This is a genomic window from Mycobacterium sp. 852002-50816_SCH5313054-b (assembly GCF_001667185.1).
Taxonomy (GTDB): Bacteria; Actinomycetota; Actinomycetes; order Mycobacteriales; family Mycobacteriaceae; genus Mycobacterium.
Genome location: NZ_LZIC01000063.1, coordinates 86,091 through 105,160, shown reverse-complemented (window position 1 = coordinate 105,160; position 19,070 = coordinate 86,091). Strand labels below are relative to the sequence as shown.

Sequence of the window (19,070 nt, the reverse complement as noted above, 5' to 3'; positions counted from 1 at the left end):
TGTTGAGGGGCCGGTGCATCGCGCCAACTTCGACGCCGTCGACCCCTCCCCGGTGCGCTACATCATCCTCACGCAGGCGCCCCCGCACCTTCGGTGTCAGCTCTACGCCGGCGCGCCGGTACAGCTGCTCCAGCAGCGGCATCTCGTTGCCGTCGAGGTGGTGGAAGCTGATGTCGATGCTGCGTTCGGCCGGAACGAGGTCGCGGTCGCGCACGCACGCGCTGAGCAGCCGGTGCACCCGGTCACTCCAGTAGTCCAGCAGCCAGCCCGGGTCGATGCTGGTGCGGCGCAACCGATCGGAGTAGGCCATCATCGTGATCGCCGACTGCACCACCGCGACCGGGTCTCGATGGGTGAAGGCCACCGTCGCGTCGGGAAAGGTCGCCATCAGGGGGCCGAGCTGCTCGCAGTGCTGCGGGCTCTTCAGCACCCAGGTCTGCGGACCGCGCAAGAATGTCAGCGCCTGCAGAACCTTCTTCAGGTACGCGTAGTGGCGGTTTTGGTCCAGCTCCAGGTAGTAGTCGCGCCAATCGGGCACGCGCGCATGCCATTCCAGGACGTAGGCGGCCAGGTCGAGGTCGAGCAGTTCGACCTCCTCCTCGATCGCCTCGGGAAACCGGTCGTGCATGGCGGCGACCACCGGCGCGCTGGCCATGAGCGCGTCGTGCTCGGACTTCGCGCGCGCGTAGCGGGGGTCGACCCCGAAAATGTCGGGACCCTGGCCGCGCGCGGGGATCGGTTCCTGGCTCTCCCAGTAGGGCAGCGCGCGCCGGCGCGGGTCGGCGGCGATGAGATTCACCAGGTGCGTGGTGCCGGATCGCGGCATGCCGACCACGATGAACGGCTTCTCGACGGCGATCGACTCGATTTCGGGATAGCGCTTGATGAGCTCGACCAGCGACAGCCGGTTGCGCAGCAGGCGGACCACTCGCTGCCGCAGCGACGTGCGGGTGAGCTGGGTCAGGCCTTGGTCGGCCTCGATGGCCGCCACGTGCGCGGCCAGCCGCTCGCCGAACCCGTCGTCGTCGTCCAGGTCGTCGGCGCCGGCCTGCACGACCGCTTCGGCCCGCATCGCCTCGATGTCGAAGTCGACCCGCCTGGCTTCGGTGAATTCCAGGATCTGACGCTGGACATCGGTCAGCCGAGGGGACGTCAGATCGTCGAAGTCGATGTCGTCTACGCCAGAAGCGCCGGGGCCCGCAGAACCCACGCGACCGCCTCCTCGACATTTACAGTGTCGGATATTCGACGTAGTGTTCGAAATATGACACAGACGCTAGACCCGGTGGCGACGGCGCGTCAACCCACTTCCCCGCCGACCGAGCGCGTGGTCGCCATCATGCGCCTGCTCGGCGCCCGGCCCGCGCGCGCGTTCTCGCTCGCCGAGATCTGCCGCGAGCTGGATATCAGCCGGGCCACCGGGCACGCGATCCTGACGACGCTGGTCGCCCATGACTGGGTCGTGCGTGACGTCTCGACGGCCGCGTACTGCTGGGGACCGGGCATCGCGTCGCTGGCTAAGCCAGCCGGCGACCGGGTTTTTCACGGGATCCTGCGGGAGCTCGCCGAAGCCACGGGCACACAAGTGTTCCTGGCTCGCCGCGAGGCCAACACCGTGGTTGTAGTCGACGGCGCCGGCGAGTCCGCATCGGGAATGCGCGTCGACCGCGGAGTGCGCATGCCCCTAGTCGCTCCGTTCGGTCGCGACTACATCGCCTGGAGCTCCGCCGGCGCGCAGCGCGCCTGGCTGCAGGGCATCGGTAAACCGTCGGCGGCGCTCTCGCGGCGGATCACGGCGGTGCTCAACGAGATTCGAGAACGCGGATACGCCGTCGAACGGCTCAGCCGCGAATACCTCCGGGTGTACACGGCGCTGCGCGCGCTGGGGGGAGACGGGGAACCCGACGCCATCACCGCGCGGCTGGCGCGCGCGTTCGCCGACCTCACGGTGATCGACGTCCTGGGCGCGGAGCTGACGGACGGCAGCACCCACAGCATCGCGACCATCTCGGCCCCGATCCGCGATGAAGATGGAGTCGTCGCGATGTCGATCAGCGCCGCGCCGTTCGCCGACCTCGCCGCGACCCATGTCGAGCGGCTGGGCGAGCTGGTCCGGGTCGCGGCGCGACGGATCGAGGCGGGCTCTATAAGTTAGCCAGGTCGTCGGGAACGTCGACCTTGTGCTCCTGCAGCGCCTCCAGGGGGACCACCTCGAGCGTGCGCTCGTGGGTGGACGCCAGCACCACGGGCGCGGCACACCCGTCGTGATGCGCCCGGAGCCAGTTCAGCGCGGTGACACACCAGCGGTCGCCGGGGAGCAGCCCGGGGAACCGGAGCTCGGGCACCGGCGTCAGCAAGTCGTTACCGATGGAACGCTGGTGTTCCAGGAATTCAGCGGTCATCACCGCGCAGATCGTGTGCCGGCCGAGATCCTCCGAACCGGTCGAGCAGCAGCCGTCGCGGTAGTAACCGGTAAGTGGTTCCGTGCCGCACGGTTCCAGCGGACCGCCGAGCACATTGCGATCAGGCACGCGACTAGTATCGCGCTCCCCGGCACGAAGTTTGAAGGATCTTTTGGCATCCGTTCCGGAAATGCCATCCGATACCCGATCGGCCCTGCTACGCGGTACGTTCTGCATGTGATGCTTACCGGTGCTTTCCTGGCGGAAGCGGCCGCGACGGTCGACAACAAACTGAACGTGCAAGGTGGCGTTCTGTCCAAATTCACGGTCGGTCCCGACCGGGTAGCCCGGGTTGTCCTGGTGGTGCTGACGCTGCCCGACGGCGAAGATTCGGAACTCCGGGTCGACGTGGAAATGAAGCCGCCGACGCTCGACGCCTCTCAGCACACTTCGTTCGATGCGCCGCGAGTCTCCGTCGGGGAATTTCCGGGTTTCGCCTTCTTTCCTCTCGAGACGCGGCTGCCGTTTGACGGCCGCTGGGTGATCGAGGTTTCGTGCGGCGATTCGCTGATCTCGTTGCCCCTTGTCATAGACGAGTGGTCGCCGCAGTCACTCGGCATCTGAGCGGGTCCGTTTTCACCAGGCGCACAACGATCTTGACGCCAGTTCGGGCCGTACCTCAAGGGCCACAATGGACCCCGGCCTCCGCGCGCGAATGCCCCTAGGTCACAACAAGATAACAATTACCGAGGCGCCGATAAGCTGCACGGCGACTCGCTGGCCAAATACCGGAGACCTGGGCTCGCGAAATTTATCGTCAGATCGTGCATCGTCGAACGGCCCTCAAGATCCCCTTGCTGCTGGCGGCGGGCACAGCGCTGGCCCACGCGCCCCGCGCCTCGGCGGAACCGGCGCCCCGCTCGTCCGGTGAGGTGATCCGGTGGTCGCCCGACCGCGCCAATCGCTGGTATCAAGCGCAGGGATGGCTCGTCGGCGCCAACTACATCCCGTCCAACGCCATCAATCAGCTCGAGATGTTTCAGCCGGGCACCTACGACCTGCGACGCATCAATACCGAGCTGGGCTGGGCGCGGGCATACGGCTTCAACAGCGTGCGGGTCTTTCTGCACGATCAGCTCTGGGCCCAGGACGCCCGTGGCTTCCACAACCGACTCGCGCAATTCGTCAGCGTTGCCGCCAGCCACGGAATCAGGCCGCTGTTCGTCTTCTTCGACTCGTGCTGGGATCCGTTCCCCAAACTGGGTCCGCAACGGGCGCCGAGACCCGGCGTGCACAACTCGGGTTGGGTGCAGAGCCCCGGCGCCGAGCGCCTCGGCGACCCCGCCTACACCCGCGTCCTGCACGACTACGTGACGAGCGTGTTGACCCAATTCCGCAGTGACAACCGGGTTTTGGGTTGGGACATGTGGAACGAGCCCGACAACCCCGCGCGCGTGTATCAAAAGGTGGAGCGGAAAGACAAGCTGGAGCTCGTCGCCGACCTGCTCCCCCAGGTGTTCCGGTGGGCCCGCGCGGTCGACCCCAGCCAACCGCTGACGAGTGGCGTGTGGCGCGGTGCTGATCAGGGGGAACGCGGAGGGGCCAACGCGATCAGCGACATCCAGTTGAACAACGCCGACGTGATCACCTTCCACTCCTACGCCGAGCCCGCGGGCTTCGAGTCGCGGATCGCCGAACTGGCGCCGCTGGGGCGACCGATCCTCTGCACCGAGTACATGGCCCGGCCCCAGGGCAGCACCATCGAGTCGATCCTGCCCATCGCGAAGCGGCGCAACGTCGGCGCCTACAACTGGGGTCTGGTTGCCGGCAAGACCCAGACCTACTTCCCGTGGGACTCCTGGGACCACCCGTACGCGGCGCCTCCGAAGGTGTGGTTTCACGACCTTCTGCAACCCGACGGCCGGCCCTTCCGGGACAGCGAATTTCAGGCGGCTCGCAACCTGACCAGCGGTGGGCCGACATGAAACGCCCCGCACGCGGGGCGCTGTAACAATTTAGTAATGAGGAAGGCGAAAACGCCGTTTTCGCCTTTGCGGATTCCTATCCGATCGAGCGGGCCTTGCGCCTCTCGAGGAAATCCGACCACGACACGACCTCGGGGTGCTGCTTGAGCAAGGCCCTGCGCTGCCGCTCGGTCATGCCACCCCAGATCCCGAACTCGACATTGTTGTCGAGCGCCTCCGCGCCGCATTCCTGCATCACTGGGCAGTGCCGGCAGATCGCCGCAGCCCGCCGCTGGGCGGCTCCCCGCACAAACAGCTCTTCGGGATCGGTTTCCCTGCACAGCGCCTTCGTGACCCACGCGCGATCGGCCGCGTCCGCTGCGTGTGCAGTGCGGGCTGCGGGCACGAGATTCAGCGGCCGCGGGGCCAGTCCTGTTCCAGACAACGAGCTATCCCTTCGTCTCGGCCGCGAGTCTGCGACCGCCTCCCCGATGCTGGGATTTGCGCCACACGTGCCCGTTTCTGTGACCTGGATCCCCCCAGTGACCAAGGTAGCGGTTCGGTATCGATCGCGCAACGCTTTTTTGGTACAGACGTACCTTTCCTTGCGAGTTGGCACCGAAGCAGCCCACGACTGCGTAAGACGGTGGGTTTGGTATCGACGGCGCAAGGCACCTATCGGCGCGAGGAAGGCTGCGCAAGGCGACCAGCGGTAGATTTTCCGGCGCAACACCGCCGTTCAGCCCGGCGTGAATGACGCCGTCGGTGTGACTCGGCCGGACAGCGGGTCCTTCGGCTTACCTGCGATTTCTCGCGGTAGCTTTGGCGGTGGCGGAGGGATTTGAACCCTCGGACGGTTTTAGCCGTCACACGCTTTCGAGGCGTGCTCCTTAGGCCGCTCGGACACGCCACCGCCAGGCAGCTTACCCAACCGGTGGCCGCTCACCCCAATCGCTGGCGGGCGAAGAAGTCCTCCAGCGGCGCGGCGCATTCTCGCGCGAGAACACCGCCGCGCACCTCGGGGCGGTGGTTGAGCCGCCGGTCGCGGACCACGTCCCACAGCGATCCGACCGCTCCCGTCTTGGGTTCCCACGCCCCGAACACCAGCCGCGCGACGCGGGCCAGGACCAGCGCGCCCGCGCACATGGTGCACGGTTCGACGGTTACCGCGAGCGTGGCGCCCTCCAGCCGCCACCCGTCGCCGAGCACGTGCGCCGCCGCCCGCATCGCCAGGATTTCGGCGTGCGCGGTCGGATCACCAAGGGCCTCACGGGCGTTCACCGCCCGGGCGAGCTCGCTCCCGTCGGCGCCGATGACCACCGCCCCGATCGGAACGTCGCGGGGGCCCGCCGTCGCGGCGACCGACAGCGCGGTGCGGATCAGCTCTTCGTCGGCGATCACCGACCGATCCTGATGGCGGCGACCCGCTGCGCCCGGCTCCGCCGCGCTTGCGATCACCGACCGAGGCGGTCGATCACCGCCGACAGCTCGTCGGCGAAGCCCATCTCGCGGGCGATGCGGCCCAACTGCTCGTCGGCATACAAGTCGCTCTCATCGAGGATGACGCCCAGCACCGCCTCGGGCAGCCCGACATCGGACAGCAGCCCAAGGTCGCCCTCCTCGAACGGCTCCGCGTCCTCAAGGTCCTCGGGATCGATGTCGGCGTCCAGGTTGTCCAGCGCTTCGGCGGCGATGTCGTAGTCCAGCGCGGCGGTCGCATCCGAGAGCAGCAACCTGGTCCCCGACGGTCCCGGGCGAACGATGACGAAGAATTCGTCGTCGACGTCGAGGAGCCCGAAGACCGCGCCGGAGCTGCGCAGCTCACGCAGCTCGGTCTCGGCGGCCTGGAGGCTCGTCAGCGCCTTGGGAGACATGGCATAACAACGCCATTTGCCCTCTTCGCGCACGACCGCGACGCCGAAGCCGTCCGGCGTGTCCGCGGACGGGCCTTGCGCCGAGGCCCGCTGTGCTCCCATGGGCGCCTACGCTAGTCGCCGACCCGGCCCTCTGACCAGACGCAGCGCTGACTGTGCCAACCTGGGACTGTGGCTCACCCTCGGTCTGAAATACCCGTTTGCGTGCTGGGGCTGGGCCTTATCGGCGGCTCGATCATGCGGGCCACCAAGGCGGCCGGCCGCGACGCGTTCGGCTACAACCGCTCGGTGGAGGGCGCGCACGCCGCCGCCGCCGATGGCTTCGATGCCAGCACCGATCTCACCCAGACCCTGACCCGGGCGGCCGACACCGGCGCGCTGATCGTCCTGGCCGTACCGATGCCGGCGCTGGCGAGCATGCTCGCCCACATCAGCCAACTGGCCCCCGAGTGCCCGCTGACCGACGTCACCAGCGTCAAAACCGCTGTGCTCGACGAGGTTGCCGGGGCGGGTCTGGTGGAGCGCTTCGTCGGCGGTCACCCCATGACGGGCACCGCGGATTCGGGTTGGGCGGCTGGCTATGCAGGGTTGTTCACCAGGGCGCCGTGGGTGGTCAGCGTGGACGACCACGTGGACCCCCGGATCTGGTCGATGGTGATGAAGCTCGCACTGGACTGCGGCGCGCTGGTGGTGCCGGCCAAATCGGACGAACACGATGCCGCGGCGGCCGCCATCTCCCATCTCCCGCACCTGCTCGCGGAGGCGCTGGCCGTCACCGCCGGAGAGGTCCCGCTGGCGTTCGCGCTGGCGGCCGGCTCCTTCCGCGACGCCACCCGGGTGGCGGGCACCGCGCCGGAGCTGGTGCGGGCGATGTGCGAAAGCAATTCCGCGCAGCTGCTGCCCGCAGTCGACCAGGTGATCGAGCTACTCGGCCGCGCCCGTGAGTCGCTGGCCTCCCACGACTCGCTGGCCGATCTCATCGACGCGGGCCACGCCGCGCGCACGCGCTACGACAGCTTTCCGCGCTCCGACATCTTCACCGTCGTCATCGGCGCGGAGAACTGGCGCGAAGAACTGGCCGCCGCGGGCCGGGCCGGTGGGGTGATCAGATCCGCTCTGCCAAGCCTGGATAGTCGACGATGAATCCCTCTTCATCGGCGCTCACCGAGGTGTCGGCGACCGGGGAGCGCAACTTGATCCCCTCGCGGCTCCCCTCGCTGGTGTAGCTCACCGTCGCCGCGGTGACGGACATGTCGGGCACGTTCACATAGACCATCGGCAACGTGACCATGTCCGCCCGTTCGTGCAGCCCGAGGCGCCGGATGGGCAACGCATTGAAAAACGGGCTGAACACCACGTCGACGTCGAGCGACCCGTTGTACCCGGCGCGCCGCTCGCCCTGGTGGTCGGTCACCAACCACATGTTTTCCTCGTCCCGGGCGATGGAGAGCACACGTTCGCGCTCGGCCAGTGTCACGGTCAGCCCGAGCCGCTTGGTGGCGCCGGTCTCGTCGGTCTGCACGTCGTAGTAGGCGCCGAACGCCGGGTTGGTCGCGGTGGCGGCGGCCACGATGCGCCCGTTTGCCCGGATCCGCTTGCCGGACACTTGGATTCGCACCGATTCCATGCGGGATACGTCCTGCGCGCGCCAGGTCAACATCGCCTGCCACACGCGCCGGGCTGGATCAGAGGGGGCTGCGTTCACCCTTCTACCGTAGGACGTGTCCATCCTCGGCGGCGGGTTTGCCCCCAAGTGCGGTGGGCGTCACGTGGTTGCGCCGCCGGGCGGCCCAGCCTGACCGGCCGCGCAGCCGCCCGGTGCCCGGCGCCGACGCCCACACGGCAAGCGCGAGCAGGCCGTCGAGGATCAGTGCGAGCGCGGCCACCATCAGCGCGCCGACCAGCGCGAGCTGGAATTGGCGCTCCTTGATCCCGTCGATCAGGTATCGGCCCAGCCCACCGAGGCTGGCATAGGCGGCCACCGTCGCGGTGGCGACCACCTGCAGCGTCGCGTTGCGCAGCCCGCCCAGGATCAGCGGCAGCGCGTTGGGTATCTCCACGCGCAGCAACACCCGGGCCTCCGTCATGCCCATGGCGCGGGCGGCGTCGACGACCGTCGGCTCTACATTGGCGATGCCCGCGTAGGTGCCGGCCAGCAGCGACGGCACGCCGAGCAGCATCAGTGCGACCAGGGGCGGCCCGAGGCCCAGCCCGAACAGCAGCACCCCCAGCAGCAGCACGCCCAGCGTCGGCAGTGCCCGCAGGCCGTTGACCGCGCCCACCACCAGGAGCGTGCCACGACCGGTGTGCCCGATGATCAGCCCGATCGGGACCGCGATCAGCGCGGAGGCGGCCACCGCGACCGCGGTGTATTCCAGATGCTCCACGATGCGTGCCGCCAGCCCGACCGGACCGGTCCAGTTGTCGGCGGTCAGCAGGTAGGACACCGCCTGTTGCACGAAGTTCATCGCGCGCCGCCCACCACCGGGGCCACCACCGAGCGGCGACGGGGGGCGCGCCCGGCGCGGTCCCAGGGGGTGGCCAGCCGGCCGACCACGACGATGAGCGCGTCGATGACGGTCGCCAGCACGAACAGCGCGACGATGCCGGCGACGATCTGGTCGCTCTTGTCGGTTTGATAGCCCTCGGTGAACCAGGTGCCCAGCCCGCCGATGCCGATCACCGAGCCGACCGAGACCATCGCGATGTTGGTCACCACGACCACCCGCAATCCGGCGACCAATACCGGGATGGACAGCGGCAGTTCGACTTTCAGCATCCGCTTGAGCGTCGGGTAGCCGACAGCGGCGGCGGCGTCGCGCACCTGGGCCGGCACCGCGTCCAGCGCCTCGAGTACCGCCCGCACCAGCAACGCGGCGGTGTAGGCGGTCAGCGCGACCATGACGTTGGCCTCGTCGAGGATCCGGGTTCCGATGATCATCGGCAGGACCACGAACAGCGCAAGCGACGGAATGGTGAATACGACGGCGGCGGTTGCCGTCGTCAGTCGCCGGGCGACCGGCGAGCGCTGGATCGCGACGCCGACCGGCACGGCGATCGCCAACCCGATCAGCACCGGCACCAACGACAGCCGCAGGTGCACCACCGTCAGGGCCCAGGCGTCGTCGAGGTGGGTGAGCAGGTAGTGCATCGCCTCTCTCCTTTAGGCCCGCCGCCGTGCGTCGACCACGGCCAGGACGTCGGCGGCCAGCACGCCGCCGATGACCTTGCCCCCGTCGTCCACGGCGACACCGACGCCCGACGGCGACGACAGCGCCGCGTCGAGGGCGTGGCTGAGGTTGCCGTCCGGGCGCAACAGCGAGCCGACGCCACTCATGCTGTCGGCCAACGACGCGCCCGCGCGGTGTTTGCGCAGGCCCTCGGCGTCGATCCATCCCACCGGGGCGCCCGTGTCGTCGACCACCACCGCCCAGCCGTCGGGAAGGCCGGTGTCGCGCAGGCCGCCCGCGGCGACGCGCTCGATGTCGTGCAGGGGCATGCCGGCCGCGTCGATGAGCTGCAGCCATCGGTAGCCGCGGCCCAGGCCGATGAACCTGGCCACGAATTCGTTGGCGGGGCGCGAAAGTAGCTGCGGGGCTTCGTCGTACTGCTGCAGTACCCCGGCTTTGAACACGGCTATCCGCTCGCCCAGCCTGAGCGCCTCGTCGATGTCGTGCGTGACGAAGACGATCGTCTTGTGCAATTCGCTTTGCAGCCGCAATATTTCGTTTTGCAGCTCGTGCCGCACCACCGGGTCGACGGCGGAGAACGGCTCGTCCATCAGCAGGATGGGCGGGTCGGCGGCGAGCGCGCGGGCCACGCCGACGCGTTGTTGTTCACCGCCGGACAGCTGGGCCGGGTAGCGGGTGCCGAACTTGGCGTCCAGGCCGACACGTTCGAGCACCTCGTAGGCGGCCCTACGGGCGGCCCGACGGGGCTGGCCCATCAGGACGGGAACGGTTGCGACATTGTCGATTACGCGTTGATGCGGCATCAGTCCGGCGTGTTGGATGACGTAGCCGATGCCGAGGCGCAGCCGCACCGGGTTGACGCCTCTGACGTCCGCCCCGTCGACGGTGATGGTGCCGGAGGTTGGGTCGATCATCCGGTTGATCATCCGCAGCGCCGTGGTCTTGCCGCTGCCCGACGACCCGACGAAGACGGTCAGTTTGCCGGTGGGGACCACCAGGCTCAGCCGGTCTACGGCGGCGGTGCCGTCGGCGAATACCTTGCTGACATTGTCGAAGACGATCAACGCCGTTGGCCGATCGGATGGGTGAAGCCGTTGAACTGCACCCAGTTTCGTGCCGCCTTGTCCGGGTCGACGCCCGAGTTTCCCGACACCGCGGCGTTAAGGCCGGCCATGCCGGTTGTGGTGAGCTTCGCCGAGACCGCGTCGAGCACGTTTTTGAGCAGGTCCGACTTCTTCTGCGAATTCACCAGCGGCACAATATTGCCGGCCAGAAAGTTGTGTTCCGGATCGTCGAGCGCCACCAGGTGTTCTTGCAGGATGGCCGGTGACGTGCTGAAGATGTTGGCGGCCGCAACCCTGCCCTCCAGCAACGCGCGCACGGTCACCGCGCCGCCGCCGTCGTTGATGGCGACGAAATTGCCCGGGCTGATATTGAGTCCATACTTCTGCCGCAAGCCCGGCAGGCCGGACGGCCGGTTCTCGAACGCCGAGGGCGCCCCGAACCGCACCTCGGGCGAGTGGGCGGCCAAATCGCGGATCGTCTTCAGGTTCCAGTTGCGGGCGGTGCCGGGGGTGACGGTGACCGTGTCGGTGTCGGAAGCCGGTGACGGCGTGAGAATCGACAGGTCACCGGGAAGTTGCTTGTACAACTCCAACTCGACGTCGTCGAGCATGGTCGCCGTGGAGTTGGGCGCGAAGTACAACAGCAGGTTGCCGATGTACTCGGGCACCAGATCGATGGAATGATCCTTCAGCGCAGGGATATAAGTCTCCCGGCTGCCGATGCCCATACGCCGCCCGATCTCAAAGCCGTTGGCCTGCAGCGCTTGTGCATAGATTTCGGCGACGATCTCCGATTCCGGGAAATCGCCGGAGCCGACCACGATGGATTTCGGGCTGCGGGTCTCTGCCCCCAGCGGATCGGAATTGCTGCAGGCCGCGACCAGGCATCCCGTGGCCAGCCACACTGCCACCCCGAAGGTCACGCGGCGGGCGCGCGGCAGCATCCTCATAACGCCGACACTAACGGCAGAACCGCCGCGACGCGGCCGTCCCGAGGGCAGCTCGCGGGTGGTGTTTTGCGGGGATTTGTTTCAATCTGCCCAGGATGGGACAAAGATGACAGTATGAGCGGCCAATCCGATGCCACGCCTCCACCGCCTCCACCGCCCCCGCCTGCTCCGGCAGCCCAGGAACCGGCCGTCGGCTTCACCCGCGCCGGCGCCTTGTGGACGTCCCTGACCGCCGGCTTTCTGACCCTGATCCTGTTGCTGATCTTCATAGCCCAGAACACGAGTTCGGCGTCGTTTGCGTTCTTCGGCTGGCGCTGGAGCCTGCCGCTGGGCGTCGCGATCCTGCTGGCGGCGGTGGTCGGCGGGCTGATCACCGTGGCCGCCGGCACCGCGCGGATCCTTCAGCTACGCCGCGCGGCCAAGAAGCATCACGCGGCGGCCACTCGGCCGGTCTAGCCGGGGAGCTTGGCGAGCTCGGCCAACCCGCGCGAAATCAGCGGCGCGACGACCTCGGGGGTGTGTTCGGTCTCCGTTCCGCCGGCCAGGTCCGACATCCGCCGGCGAAAGTCGATGCCGGCGGCGATGATGGCGAGCTTGAAGTAGGCCAGCGCCATGTAGAACTCCCAATGCGCCAGCGGCAACCCCGCCGCCAGCGAGTAGCGGTCCGCCAGCTCGTCGGCCGTCGGCAGCAGCGGTGACGTCCAGGCCGCTTGCGCGTTGACGATCAGGTCCAGCGCGGGGTCGCGGTAGACGCACATCAGGGCGGCGTCGGACAGCGGGTCGCCCAGGGTCGACAGCTCCCAGTCCACGACGGCGCGCACCACCATCGGATCGTCGGCGTCCAGGATGGTGTTGTCGATCCGGTAGTCGCCGTGCACGATCGAGGTCCGGCTCTGCTGCGGAATTGCTTGCTGCAGGCCCGAATGCAGTCGCTCGACGTCGGCGTCGCGGTGGTCGTCGGGCAGCCGCACCAGCTCCCACTGCGAACCCCACCGCCGCACCTGTCGCTCCAGGTAACCGCTGGGCTTGCCGAAGTCGGCCAGCCCCACGGCGTTCGGGTCGACGCGGTGCAGATCGACGAGTACCCGAATCAGGGAGTCCACGCAGCCGTCGATGACGGTATGGCTGAACGCTTCGAGTTGGGCGCGGCGGCGCACCACTTGGCCGGCAACGAATTCGACGATCTGGAACGGCGCACCCAGCACCGAGTCGTCCTCGCACAGCGCGATCGCGCGCGCCACCGGGACGGGGGTCTCCTGCAGCGCGGCGACCACCTTGTATTCGCGGGCCATGTCGTGTGCCGACGGCGTCAGCCCGTGCAGCGGGGGGCGCCGGACCAGCCAGCTCGACGCGTCGTCGTACACCCGGAACGTCAGGTTCGAGCGGCCACCGGAGATGAACTCGCCCCGCAACTCGCCGTCGCGGCCGAGCCCGAGCGAGCGCAGGTACCGGTCCAGCGAGGCGAGGTCCAGCCCGTCGAGTCGGTCAGTTGAAGTCACTCGAAATTGTTTACCACCGCCGGTGCCGGCCAAGTTCACCACCGCTGGTTTCTCGGCAGCAGATCCCATACGTGCTCGGTGGTGTTGACCGAGGCCACCGTCGCCTCGCCGGACCGCGAGAACAACAGCCGGGTCACCGACGCGTAGTCGACGGGAAAGGACAACAACCGGGCCGTGCCCAGGATCTCGTGCAGCAGCACGTTGATCACGCCGCCATGGCTGAACACCGCGACCGTGTCCTCGGGATCGGCGGCGCTGACCAGGTCGTCGACCGCCGCGCGGACGCGTGCCCGAAACGCGTCCTCGTCGACCGCACTGGGCAGATGCCCCTGGGCCAGGCGCGCCCACTCCTCCGGTCGTTCCGCCCTGATCTGCTCGACGGGGATGTAGACCGGAAGGTCGCGGTCGTATTCGGCGAATCGATGGTCTATTTCGACGCTGAGCTCGCGGGCGGCCGCGACGGGTTCGGCGGTCTGGATGGCGCGCCGCTGCGGGCTGCTCAGCACGCGCGATATCGGAAACCTGGCGAGCGCGTCGGGCAGCCGTTTGACCTGAGCCAACCCGTCCTCGGACAGGTTCGGATCGGAGCCCTCGCCGTGTTCGCTGCGCAGCGGTAACGCGTGGCGGACCAGCAGCACTTGCATGTTTGTTCCCGTCGTCGGATTGTGGGCAGCGCCAGTTTCTCATCGCGCCTCACGAGGAGGAGAGATGACCCAGCCGGGCATGGATTGGGACGCCGCGTATCGGCAGGAGGCACCGCCACCGTGGAGCATCGGCCGGCCGCAGCCCGAGCTGGCGGTGCTGATCGACCAAGGCAAGGTCTGCAGCGATGTCCTGGACTCGGGCTGCGGCCATGCCGAGCTGTCGCTGGCCCTCGCGGCGCGCGGATACACGGTCGTCGGGCTGGACGCCAGCCCCGCCGCGGTGGCGGCCGCGACGGCGGCGGCAGCCGAACGCGGACTGACGACAGCGAGCTTCGCGCAGGCCGACGTCACCAGCTTCCGGGGCTACCCAGCCGGTTCCGAAGGGCGCTTCGCGACGATCCTGGACAGCGGGCTGTTCCACGCGCTGCCGCCCGAGCGACGCCAGGACTACCTGCAGTCGATTTCTCGGGCCGCCGCGCCGGGTGCCGCGCTGTACATCCTGGCGTTTGCCGCCGGCGCGCTCGGCGATAGCGACGGGCCCGGCCCGCGCGGCTTCACCGAAACGGAGTTGCGCGACGCCGTCGCGACGGTGTGGCGAGTCGATGACGTCCGCCCGGCGAAGCTCTACGGCACCGCCGGCGTGCTCCCTCCCCCCGGTGGTCCGTCACCGAACGTCGAGTATGACGGCGAAGGCCACTTCATGGTGCCTGGCTTCCTGCTCAGCGCGCACAAGCCGGAGCAATGACGCGGCACTTCCCGCCCACCTCGGAGAATGCTATTCTCTGCGCGGAGAGCGGGGTGTGCAGCCGATGACTGGTGTCAGCGAAACCCAAGTGGACCCGGGCGTTCTTGCCCGTTGGCTCGATGCGAACGACGCACCCGGCGGCGGCGAGCAACCGGTGCTGGAACCGCTGAAGGGCGGTTCGCAGAACACGCTCTACCTGGTCGAGCGGGGCGGGCAGCGGATGGTGCTCCGGATGCCCGGCGCCCGCGCCGACGCGGCCCGCATCGACGGCTTGCTGCGGGAAATCCGGCTGGTCCGCGCGCTGGCCGGCACCGACGTCCCGCACGCGGCGCTGGTCGCCGCCGACGACACCGGCGACGTGCTGGGCATGCCGTTCTACGTGATGCAGGCGATCGACGGGTGGAGCCCGATGGACGGCGGGTGGCAGGCGCCGTTCGACACCGACCTGAACGCCCGACGCGGCCTTGCGTTCGAGCTCGTCGAGGGCGCCGCCAAGCTCGGCCGGGTGGACTGGCGCGCACAGGGGCTCGAGGGCTTCGGCCGCCCGGACGGATTCCACGAACGCCAGGTCGACCGCTGGCTGCAGTTCCTCGACGCCTACCAGGTGCGCGAGCTGCCCGGGCTGGGCGAGGCCGCCGACTGGCTGCGCAACAACCGGCCTGCGAGCTACCGGCCGGGCATCATGCACGGCGACTACCAGTTCGCCAACGTGATGTTCGCGCACGGGGAGCCGGCGCGGCTGGCCGCGATCGTGGACTGGGAGATGACGACTGTCGGCGACCCGGTGCTGGATCTCGCGTGGGCGCTGCTGGGCTACGACGGCGAGGAGCCGAGCACCGACGGGTTCTATCTCGATATGCGGGGCATGCCGACACGCAGCGAATTGCTCGAGCACTACGAAAAAATCAGTGGGCTTTCCACCGAGAACATCGACTACTACCTGGTGCTGGCCAATTGGAAACTGGGCATCGTGCTGGAGAAGACCTACGCGGCGGGCGTGCGCACCGGGAAAGTGGACCCCCAGATCCAAGACACCTTCGGGGCGATGATCCCGCGGCTGATCGCCACGGCGGCCGAGCTGGCGAGGGCCCTCTGAAATGGGTTACGCGGAGCAGCTTTTCGACCTCACCGACCGGGTGGTGCTGATCACCGGCGGCAGCCGTGGCCTGGGCCGCGAGATGGCGTTCGGCGTCGCGCACTGCGGCGCCGACGTGGTGGTCGCCAGCCGCAACATGGACAACTGCGTGGCCACCGCGAAGGAGATCGAGGCCCAGACCGGCCGTTCCGCCATGCCCTACCAGGTGCACGTCGGGCGCTGGGAACAGCTCGACGGCCTGGTCGATGCGGCGTATGAGCGGTTCGGCAAGGTGGACACATTGATCAACAACGCCGGCATGTCACCGTTGTACGACAAGCTGACCGATGTCACCGAGAAGCTGTTCGACGCGGTGCTCAACCTGAACCTCAAGGGGCCGTTCCGGTTGTCGGCGTTGGTGGGCGAACGGATGGTGGCGGCCGGTCGCGGATCCATCATCAATGTGAGTACCGCCGGATCGCTGCGGCCGGCCCCTGACATCGTTCCCTATGCCGCGGCCAAAGCCGGGCTCAACGCCATGACCGAAGCCCTGGCGAAGGCGTTCGGACCGGCCGTCCGGGTGAACACTTTGATGGCGGGGCCGTTTCTCACCGACGTCAGCAAGGCCTGGAATCTCGACGGCGTCGAGGGCAAGCCGTTCCGCCATCTGGCGTTGCAGCGCGCCGGCGACCCGCGGGAAATCGTTGGCGCCGCGCTGTTTCTGGCGTCCGACGCGTCCAGTTTCACCACCGGCTCGATCCTGCGCACCGACGGCGGGATCCCCTGACACCTAGGAGTATCGAATGCCTTGGGACTTTTCCACCGAACCTGAGTTCGAGAAGAAGCTGGACTGGATCCGTGAATTCGTGCGCGAGGAGGTGGAACCCCTCGAGGTGCTGTTTCCGGGCTGCGAGTTCCTTCCGCTCAACGACGAGCGGCGCCGGATCGTCGATCCGCTGAAGCAGCAGGTACGCGACAACGGCTTGTGGGCACCGCATTTGGGCCCCGAGCTGGGCGGGCAGGGCTTCGGGGCGGTCAAGCTGACGTTGATCAACGAAATACTGGGGCGCAGCCCGTGGGCGCCGATCGTGTTCGGAACGCAGGCGCCCGACACCGGCAACGCGGAGATCATCGCGCGCTTCGGAACCCAGGAGCAGAAGGACCGCTACCTGGCCGGGCTGCTGTCCGGGGAAATCTTTTCGTGTTTCTCGATGACCGAGCCGCAGGGCGGGGCCGATCCCCGGGTCTTCACCACCCGAGCTGAACGGGACGGTGACGACTGGATCATCACCGGGCGAAAGTACTTCTCCTCCAACGCCTCCGTCGCTTCGTTCTTCATCGTCGTGGCGATCACCGACCCGGACGTGCCCGTGCATCAGGGCGCCTCGACGTTCCTCGTCCCGGCCGGAACCCCGGGCCTGAACGTGGAAGCCAACCACCACCTCGTCGGCGCCGACCCGCACGAGCCCGGGCATTCCCTCGTCCGCTATGACGGGGTGCGGGTGCCTTCCGACGGGCTGCTCGGCGAACCCGGTCAGGGGTTCCTGATCCTGCAGACCCGCCTCGCCGGCGGGCGGCTGCATCACGCGATGCGCTCGATCGGCATGGCGCAGCGCGCCGTCGACATGATGTCGCGACGCGCGAAAAGCCGCTTCACTCAGGGCAGCTCGCTGGCCGACAAGCAGCTGGTGCAGGAGTTCGTCGCCGACTCCTATACCGAATTGATCCCGTTCCGGCTGACCGTCCTGCACACCGCCTGGCTGATCGACAGCGGCGACGAGCGCGCCGCGCGCGCCGAGATCGCCGCCTGCAAGATCCTGGCGTCGCAGGTGCTGAAATCGATCGCGCTGCGCGCGATTCAGGTCCACGGCGCCATCGGACTCACGGACCAACTGCCGCTTGTCAACGTGCTGCTCGGCGGCATCGCGCTCGGACTGGCCGACGGGCCGACCGAGGCGCACAAGGTCAACCTGGCGCGGATGCTCCTCAAGGGCTACGACGCCGAAGACGGGGACTGGCCGAGCGAGATGCTGGACGCCCGGCGCAAGGCGCTCCGCGCCAAATACGGTGAGCTCGTTGACCAATAGCCGGGTCGTCGCGGCGGTCGAGCGCGCTCTCGACGACCGCCAGCGGGAGGCGACCGAGGAGGTCGAACGCATCCTTGCCGCCGCGGTGCGCGTCATGGAACGCGTCGCGCCCGAGGCGCCCCGGGTCAGCGACATCGTCGCGGAAGCCGGCTCGTCGAACAAGGCGTTCTACCGGTATTTCGCCGGCAAGGACGACCTCATCCTCGCGGTGATGGAACGCGGAGTGGCCATCGTCGTGTCCTACCTGCAGCACCAGATGGCCAAGGACTCCCGGCCGCAGGACAAAGTGGCGCGCTGGATCGAGGGCACGCTGGCGCAGGTCGCCGACCCGCACCTGATCAGCATGAGCCGCGCCGCGGCCGGACAGATGTCTCCCACCAGTCGGCCCGCGACCGACCGGGAGATGCTGCGGCCGCTGCGGGATCTGCTCACCGAACCCGTTGCGGCGCTGGGCAGCACCGACGTCGACCGCGACGTCGAGGCGGTGTTCTGCTGCACCGCCGCGGCGATGCGGCGCTACGTCGGTTCCGCCGACCGGCCCGAACCGGACGACATCGCACACCTGGTGGGATTCTGCCTGCGCGGCCTGGGGGTCGGGTGATGCGCGCCGCAGTCTGCCGCGCCTATGGCTCGCCGGAGGACCTGGTCATCGCCGACGTCCCCGATCCCGTGCCCGGCCCCGGGCAGCTGGTGGTTCGCGTGCACGCCGCGGCGGTCAACTTTCCGGATGTGCTGTTGATAGCCGGCAAGTATCAGGTCAAGATCCCGGTGCCGTTCATCCCGGGTAGCGAGCTGGCCGGCGAAGTGGTAGCCGTCGGTGATGGCACGCCGTTTCGTCGGGGCCAGCGGGTCTTCGCGAGCACGCCGACCGGGGCGTTCGCGGAGCAGGCGCTGCTCGATGCGGGGTCGGTGGCGCTCGTCCCGGACGGCGCCGACTTCGCGTCGGCCGCGGCGTTCGGCGTCACGTACCGCACCGCCTATCACGCGCTGCGGTCGATTGCCGAAGTCGCGCAGGGCGATTGGGTGGTGATCCTGGGCGCCGCCGGCGGCGTCGGGCTGGCCGCGGTCGACCTGGCGGTGGCGATGAAGGCCCGCGTGCTGGCCGCGGCGTCCAGCCCGGAAAAGCTCGAGCTGTGCCGGCGCCGTGGCGCGGAGGCCACCGTCGACTACGACCGCGAAGACCTGAAAACGCGCATCCGCGAGCTCACCGGCGACGCCGCCCGCGTGGTCCTCGATCCCGTCGGTGGATCCTACGCGGAGCCCGCGCTGCGGGGCCTGGCCCGGGGTGGCACCTTCATCACCCTCGGCTACGCCTCGGGCGCCATCCCGTCCATCCCGCTGAACCTGGTCCTGCTCAAGGGAATCACCGTCCGCGGCATGGAGATCCGTACCTTCGTGGGCGACCGGCCCGACGACGCCGCGCGCGACATGGCCGAGCTTTCCCAGATGTTCGCCGCCGGCACCATCCGGCCCTACATCGGCGCGCGGTTCCCGCTGTCCGGAACCGCGGCCGCGTTGCGGCATGTTTCCGACCGCAAGGTGCTCGGCAAGGTCGTCATCGACGTGGCGCCTTAG

The 19,070-nt window shown here is 68.5% G+C and carries 22 protein-coding genes, 1 tRNA gene and 1 pseudogene; 11 read left to right on the top strand and 13 right to left on the bottom strand.

Translation table 11 applies throughout. The features are described from left to right. On the bottom strand, window positions 1–1,210 hold a 1,210-nt coding region (locus A5787_RS13605), incomplete at its 3' end, for a sulfotransferase (RefSeq protein WP_082977205.1). A 54-nt stretch (window positions 1,211–1,264) separates the two neighbouring features. Here A5787_RS13605 and A5787_RS13600 point away from each other — a divergent pair. Then, entirely contained in the window at window positions 1,265–2,155 is an 891-nt protein-coding gene (locus A5787_RS13600; protein ID WP_066967390.1) for an IclR family transcriptional regulator, read from the top strand. Here A5787_RS13600 and A5787_RS13595 read toward each other — a convergent pair. Beyond that, window positions 2,145–2,531, bottom strand: a complete 387-nt coding sequence (locus A5787_RS13595; protein ID WP_066967387.1) for a DUF2237 family protein — start codon at window positions 2,529–2,531, stop codon at window positions 2,145–2,147. The genes A5787_RS13600 and A5787_RS13595 overlap by 11 nt on opposite strands. A gap of 111 nt (window positions 2,532–2,642) precedes the next feature. On the opposite strand from A5787_RS13595, the gene A5787_RS13590 reads away from it, so the two are divergent. Further along, window positions 2,643–3,026, top strand: a complete 384-nt coding sequence (locus A5787_RS13590; RefSeq protein ID WP_066967384.1) for a hypothetical protein — start codon at window positions 2,643–2,645, stop codon at window positions 3,024–3,026. A gap of 200 nt (window positions 3,027–3,226) precedes the next feature. Then, window positions 3,227–4,387: a 1,4-beta-xylanase gene (locus tag A5787_RS13585; RefSeq protein ID WP_066967381.1), complete on the top strand. Its 1,161-nt coding sequence runs from the start codon at window positions 3,227–3,229 to the stop codon at window positions 4,385–4,387. A gap of 76 nt (window positions 4,388–4,463) precedes the next feature. Here the strand turns inward: A5787_RS13585 and A5787_RS13580 are convergent, their stop codons facing one another. The 4 genes from A5787_RS13580 to A5787_RS13565 all read right to left on the bottom strand — a co-directional run bounded on the left by A5787_RS13580 (window position 4,464) and on the right by A5787_RS13565 (window position 6,342). Continuing rightward, a complete protein-coding gene (locus A5787_RS13580; protein WP_369829115.1) occupies window positions 4,464–4,781 on the bottom strand; it encodes a WhiB family transcriptional regulator in 318 nt (105 codons plus the stop codon). Window positions 4,782–5,189: 408 nt separating this feature from the next. Then, a tRNA-Ser gene (locus A5787_RS13575) sits at window positions 5,190–5,279 on the bottom strand. Window positions 5,280–5,308: 29 nt separating this feature from the next. Next, the gene (locus tag A5787_RS13570; RefSeq protein WP_066967415.1) at window positions 5,309–5,767 is read right to left on the bottom strand and encodes a nucleoside deaminase; all 459 of its coding nucleotides are present in this window, start codon (window positions 5,765–5,767) and stop codon (window positions 5,309–5,311) included. A gap of 53 nt (window positions 5,768–5,820) precedes the next feature. Then, window positions 5,821–6,342: a tRNA adenosine deaminase-associated protein gene (locus A5787_RS13565; RefSeq protein WP_066967377.1), complete on the bottom strand. Its 522-nt coding sequence runs from the start codon at window positions 6,340–6,342 to the stop codon at window positions 5,821–5,823. 102 nt (window positions 6,343–6,444) lie between these two features. On the opposite strand from A5787_RS13565, the gene A5787_RS13560 reads away from it, so the two are divergent. Then, window positions 6,445–7,383 carry a prephenate dehydrogenase gene (locus A5787_RS13560; RefSeq protein ID WP_066967375.1) on the top strand — a complete coding sequence of 313 codons (939 nt, stop codon included), beginning with the start codon at window positions 6,445–6,447 and terminating at the stop codon, window positions 7,381–7,383. Here A5787_RS13560 and A5787_RS13555 read toward each other — a convergent pair. From A5787_RS13555 to A5787_RS13535, 5 genes and pseudogenes are all read right to left on the bottom strand, one after another. Then, entirely contained in the window at window positions 7,346–7,945 is a 600-nt protein-coding gene (locus A5787_RS13555) for a putative glycolipid-binding domain-containing protein (RefSeq protein ID WP_066967372.1), read from the bottom strand. The two genes, A5787_RS13560 and A5787_RS13555, sit on opposite strands and share 38 nt — an antisense overlap. Window positions 7,946–7,949: 4 nt before the next feature. Further along, window positions 7,950–8,708: an ABC transporter permease gene (locus A5787_RS13550; RefSeq protein ID WP_082977204.1), complete on the bottom strand. Its 759-nt coding sequence runs from the start codon at window positions 8,706–8,708 to the stop codon at window positions 7,950–7,952. Next, the gene (locus A5787_RS13545; RefSeq protein ID WP_066967369.1) at window positions 8,705–9,391 is read right to left on the bottom strand and encodes an ABC transporter permease; all 687 of its coding nucleotides are present in this window, start codon (window positions 9,389–9,391) and stop codon (window positions 8,705–8,707) included. The genes A5787_RS13550 and A5787_RS13545 overlap by 4 nt, the downstream gene beginning before the upstream one ends. Beyond that, a pseudogene (locus tag A5787_RS13540) lies at window positions 9,349–10,495 on the bottom strand (ABC transporter ATP-binding protein). The gene A5787_RS13545 and the pseudogene A5787_RS13540 overlap by 43 nt, the downstream one beginning before the upstream one ends. Beyond that, complete coding sequence (locus tag A5787_RS13535; protein ID WP_066967364.1) at window positions 10,492–11,445, bottom strand: ABC transporter substrate-binding protein; 954 nt, start codon at window positions 11,443–11,445, stop codon at window positions 10,492–10,494. The pseudogene A5787_RS13540 and the gene A5787_RS13535 overlap by 4 nt, the downstream one beginning before the upstream one ends. A gap of 114 nt (window positions 11,446–11,559) precedes the next feature. On the opposite strand from A5787_RS13535, the gene A5787_RS13530 reads away from it, so the two are divergent. Then, window positions 11,560–11,901 (top strand): lipopolysaccharide assembly LapA domain-containing protein, encoded by a 342-nt coding sequence (locus A5787_RS13530; RefSeq protein ID WP_066967361.1) that lies wholly within the window; start codon window positions 11,560–11,562, stop codon window positions 11,899–11,901. On the opposite strand, the gene A5787_RS13525 is transcribed toward A5787_RS13530, so the two are convergent. Both A5787_RS13525 and A5787_RS13520 read right to left on the bottom strand, forming a co-directional pair. Then, window positions 11,898–12,944: a phosphotransferase family protein gene (locus tag A5787_RS13525; RefSeq protein ID WP_066967413.1), complete on the bottom strand. Its 1,047-nt coding sequence runs from the start codon at window positions 12,942–12,944 to the stop codon at window positions 11,898–11,900. The two genes, A5787_RS13530 and A5787_RS13525, sit on opposite strands and share 4 nt — an antisense overlap. A gap of 35 nt (window positions 12,945–12,979) precedes the next feature. Further along, a complete protein-coding gene (locus tag A5787_RS13520) occupies window positions 12,980–13,588 on the bottom strand; it encodes a histidine phosphatase family protein (protein ID WP_066967358.1) in 609 nt (202 codons plus the stop codon). A 64-nt stretch (window positions 13,589–13,652) separates the two neighbouring features. On the opposite strand from A5787_RS13520, the gene A5787_RS13515 reads away from it, so the two are divergent. The 6 genes from A5787_RS13515 to A5787_RS13490 all read left to right on the top strand — a co-directional run bounded on the left by A5787_RS13515 (window position 13,653) and on the right by A5787_RS13490 (window position 19,070). Next, window positions 13,653–14,333 (top strand): class I SAM-dependent methyltransferase, encoded by a 681-nt coding sequence (locus tag A5787_RS13515; protein ID WP_066967355.1) that lies wholly within the window; start codon window positions 13,653–13,655, stop codon window positions 14,331–14,333. A gap of 64 nt (window positions 14,334–14,397) precedes the next feature. Next, window positions 14,398–15,429: a phosphotransferase family protein gene (locus tag A5787_RS13510; RefSeq protein ID WP_066967352.1), complete on the top strand. Its 1,032-nt coding sequence runs from the start codon at window positions 14,398–14,400 to the stop codon at window positions 15,427–15,429. 1 nt (window position 15,430) lies between these two features. Next, window positions 15,431–16,195, top strand: coding sequence for an SDR family NAD(P)-dependent oxidoreductase (locus A5787_RS13505; protein WP_066967349.1), 765 nt, complete (start codon window positions 15,431–15,433; stop codon window positions 16,193–16,195). 16 nt (window positions 16,196–16,211) lie between these two features. Further along, a complete protein-coding gene (locus A5787_RS13500) occupies window positions 16,212–17,495 on the top strand; it encodes an acyl-CoA dehydrogenase family protein (RefSeq protein ID WP_066967346.1) in 1,284 nt (427 codons plus the stop codon). Next, entirely contained in the window at window positions 17,476–18,096 is a 621-nt protein-coding gene (locus tag A5787_RS13495) for a TetR/AcrR family transcriptional regulator (RefSeq protein WP_066967343.1), read from the top strand. The genes A5787_RS13500 and A5787_RS13495 overlap by 20 nt, the downstream gene beginning before the upstream one ends. Then, entirely contained in the window at window positions 18,096–19,070 is a 975-nt protein-coding gene (locus A5787_RS13490; protein ID WP_066967339.1) for an NADPH:quinone oxidoreductase family protein, read from the top strand. The genes A5787_RS13495 and A5787_RS13490 overlap by 1 nt, the downstream gene beginning before the upstream one ends.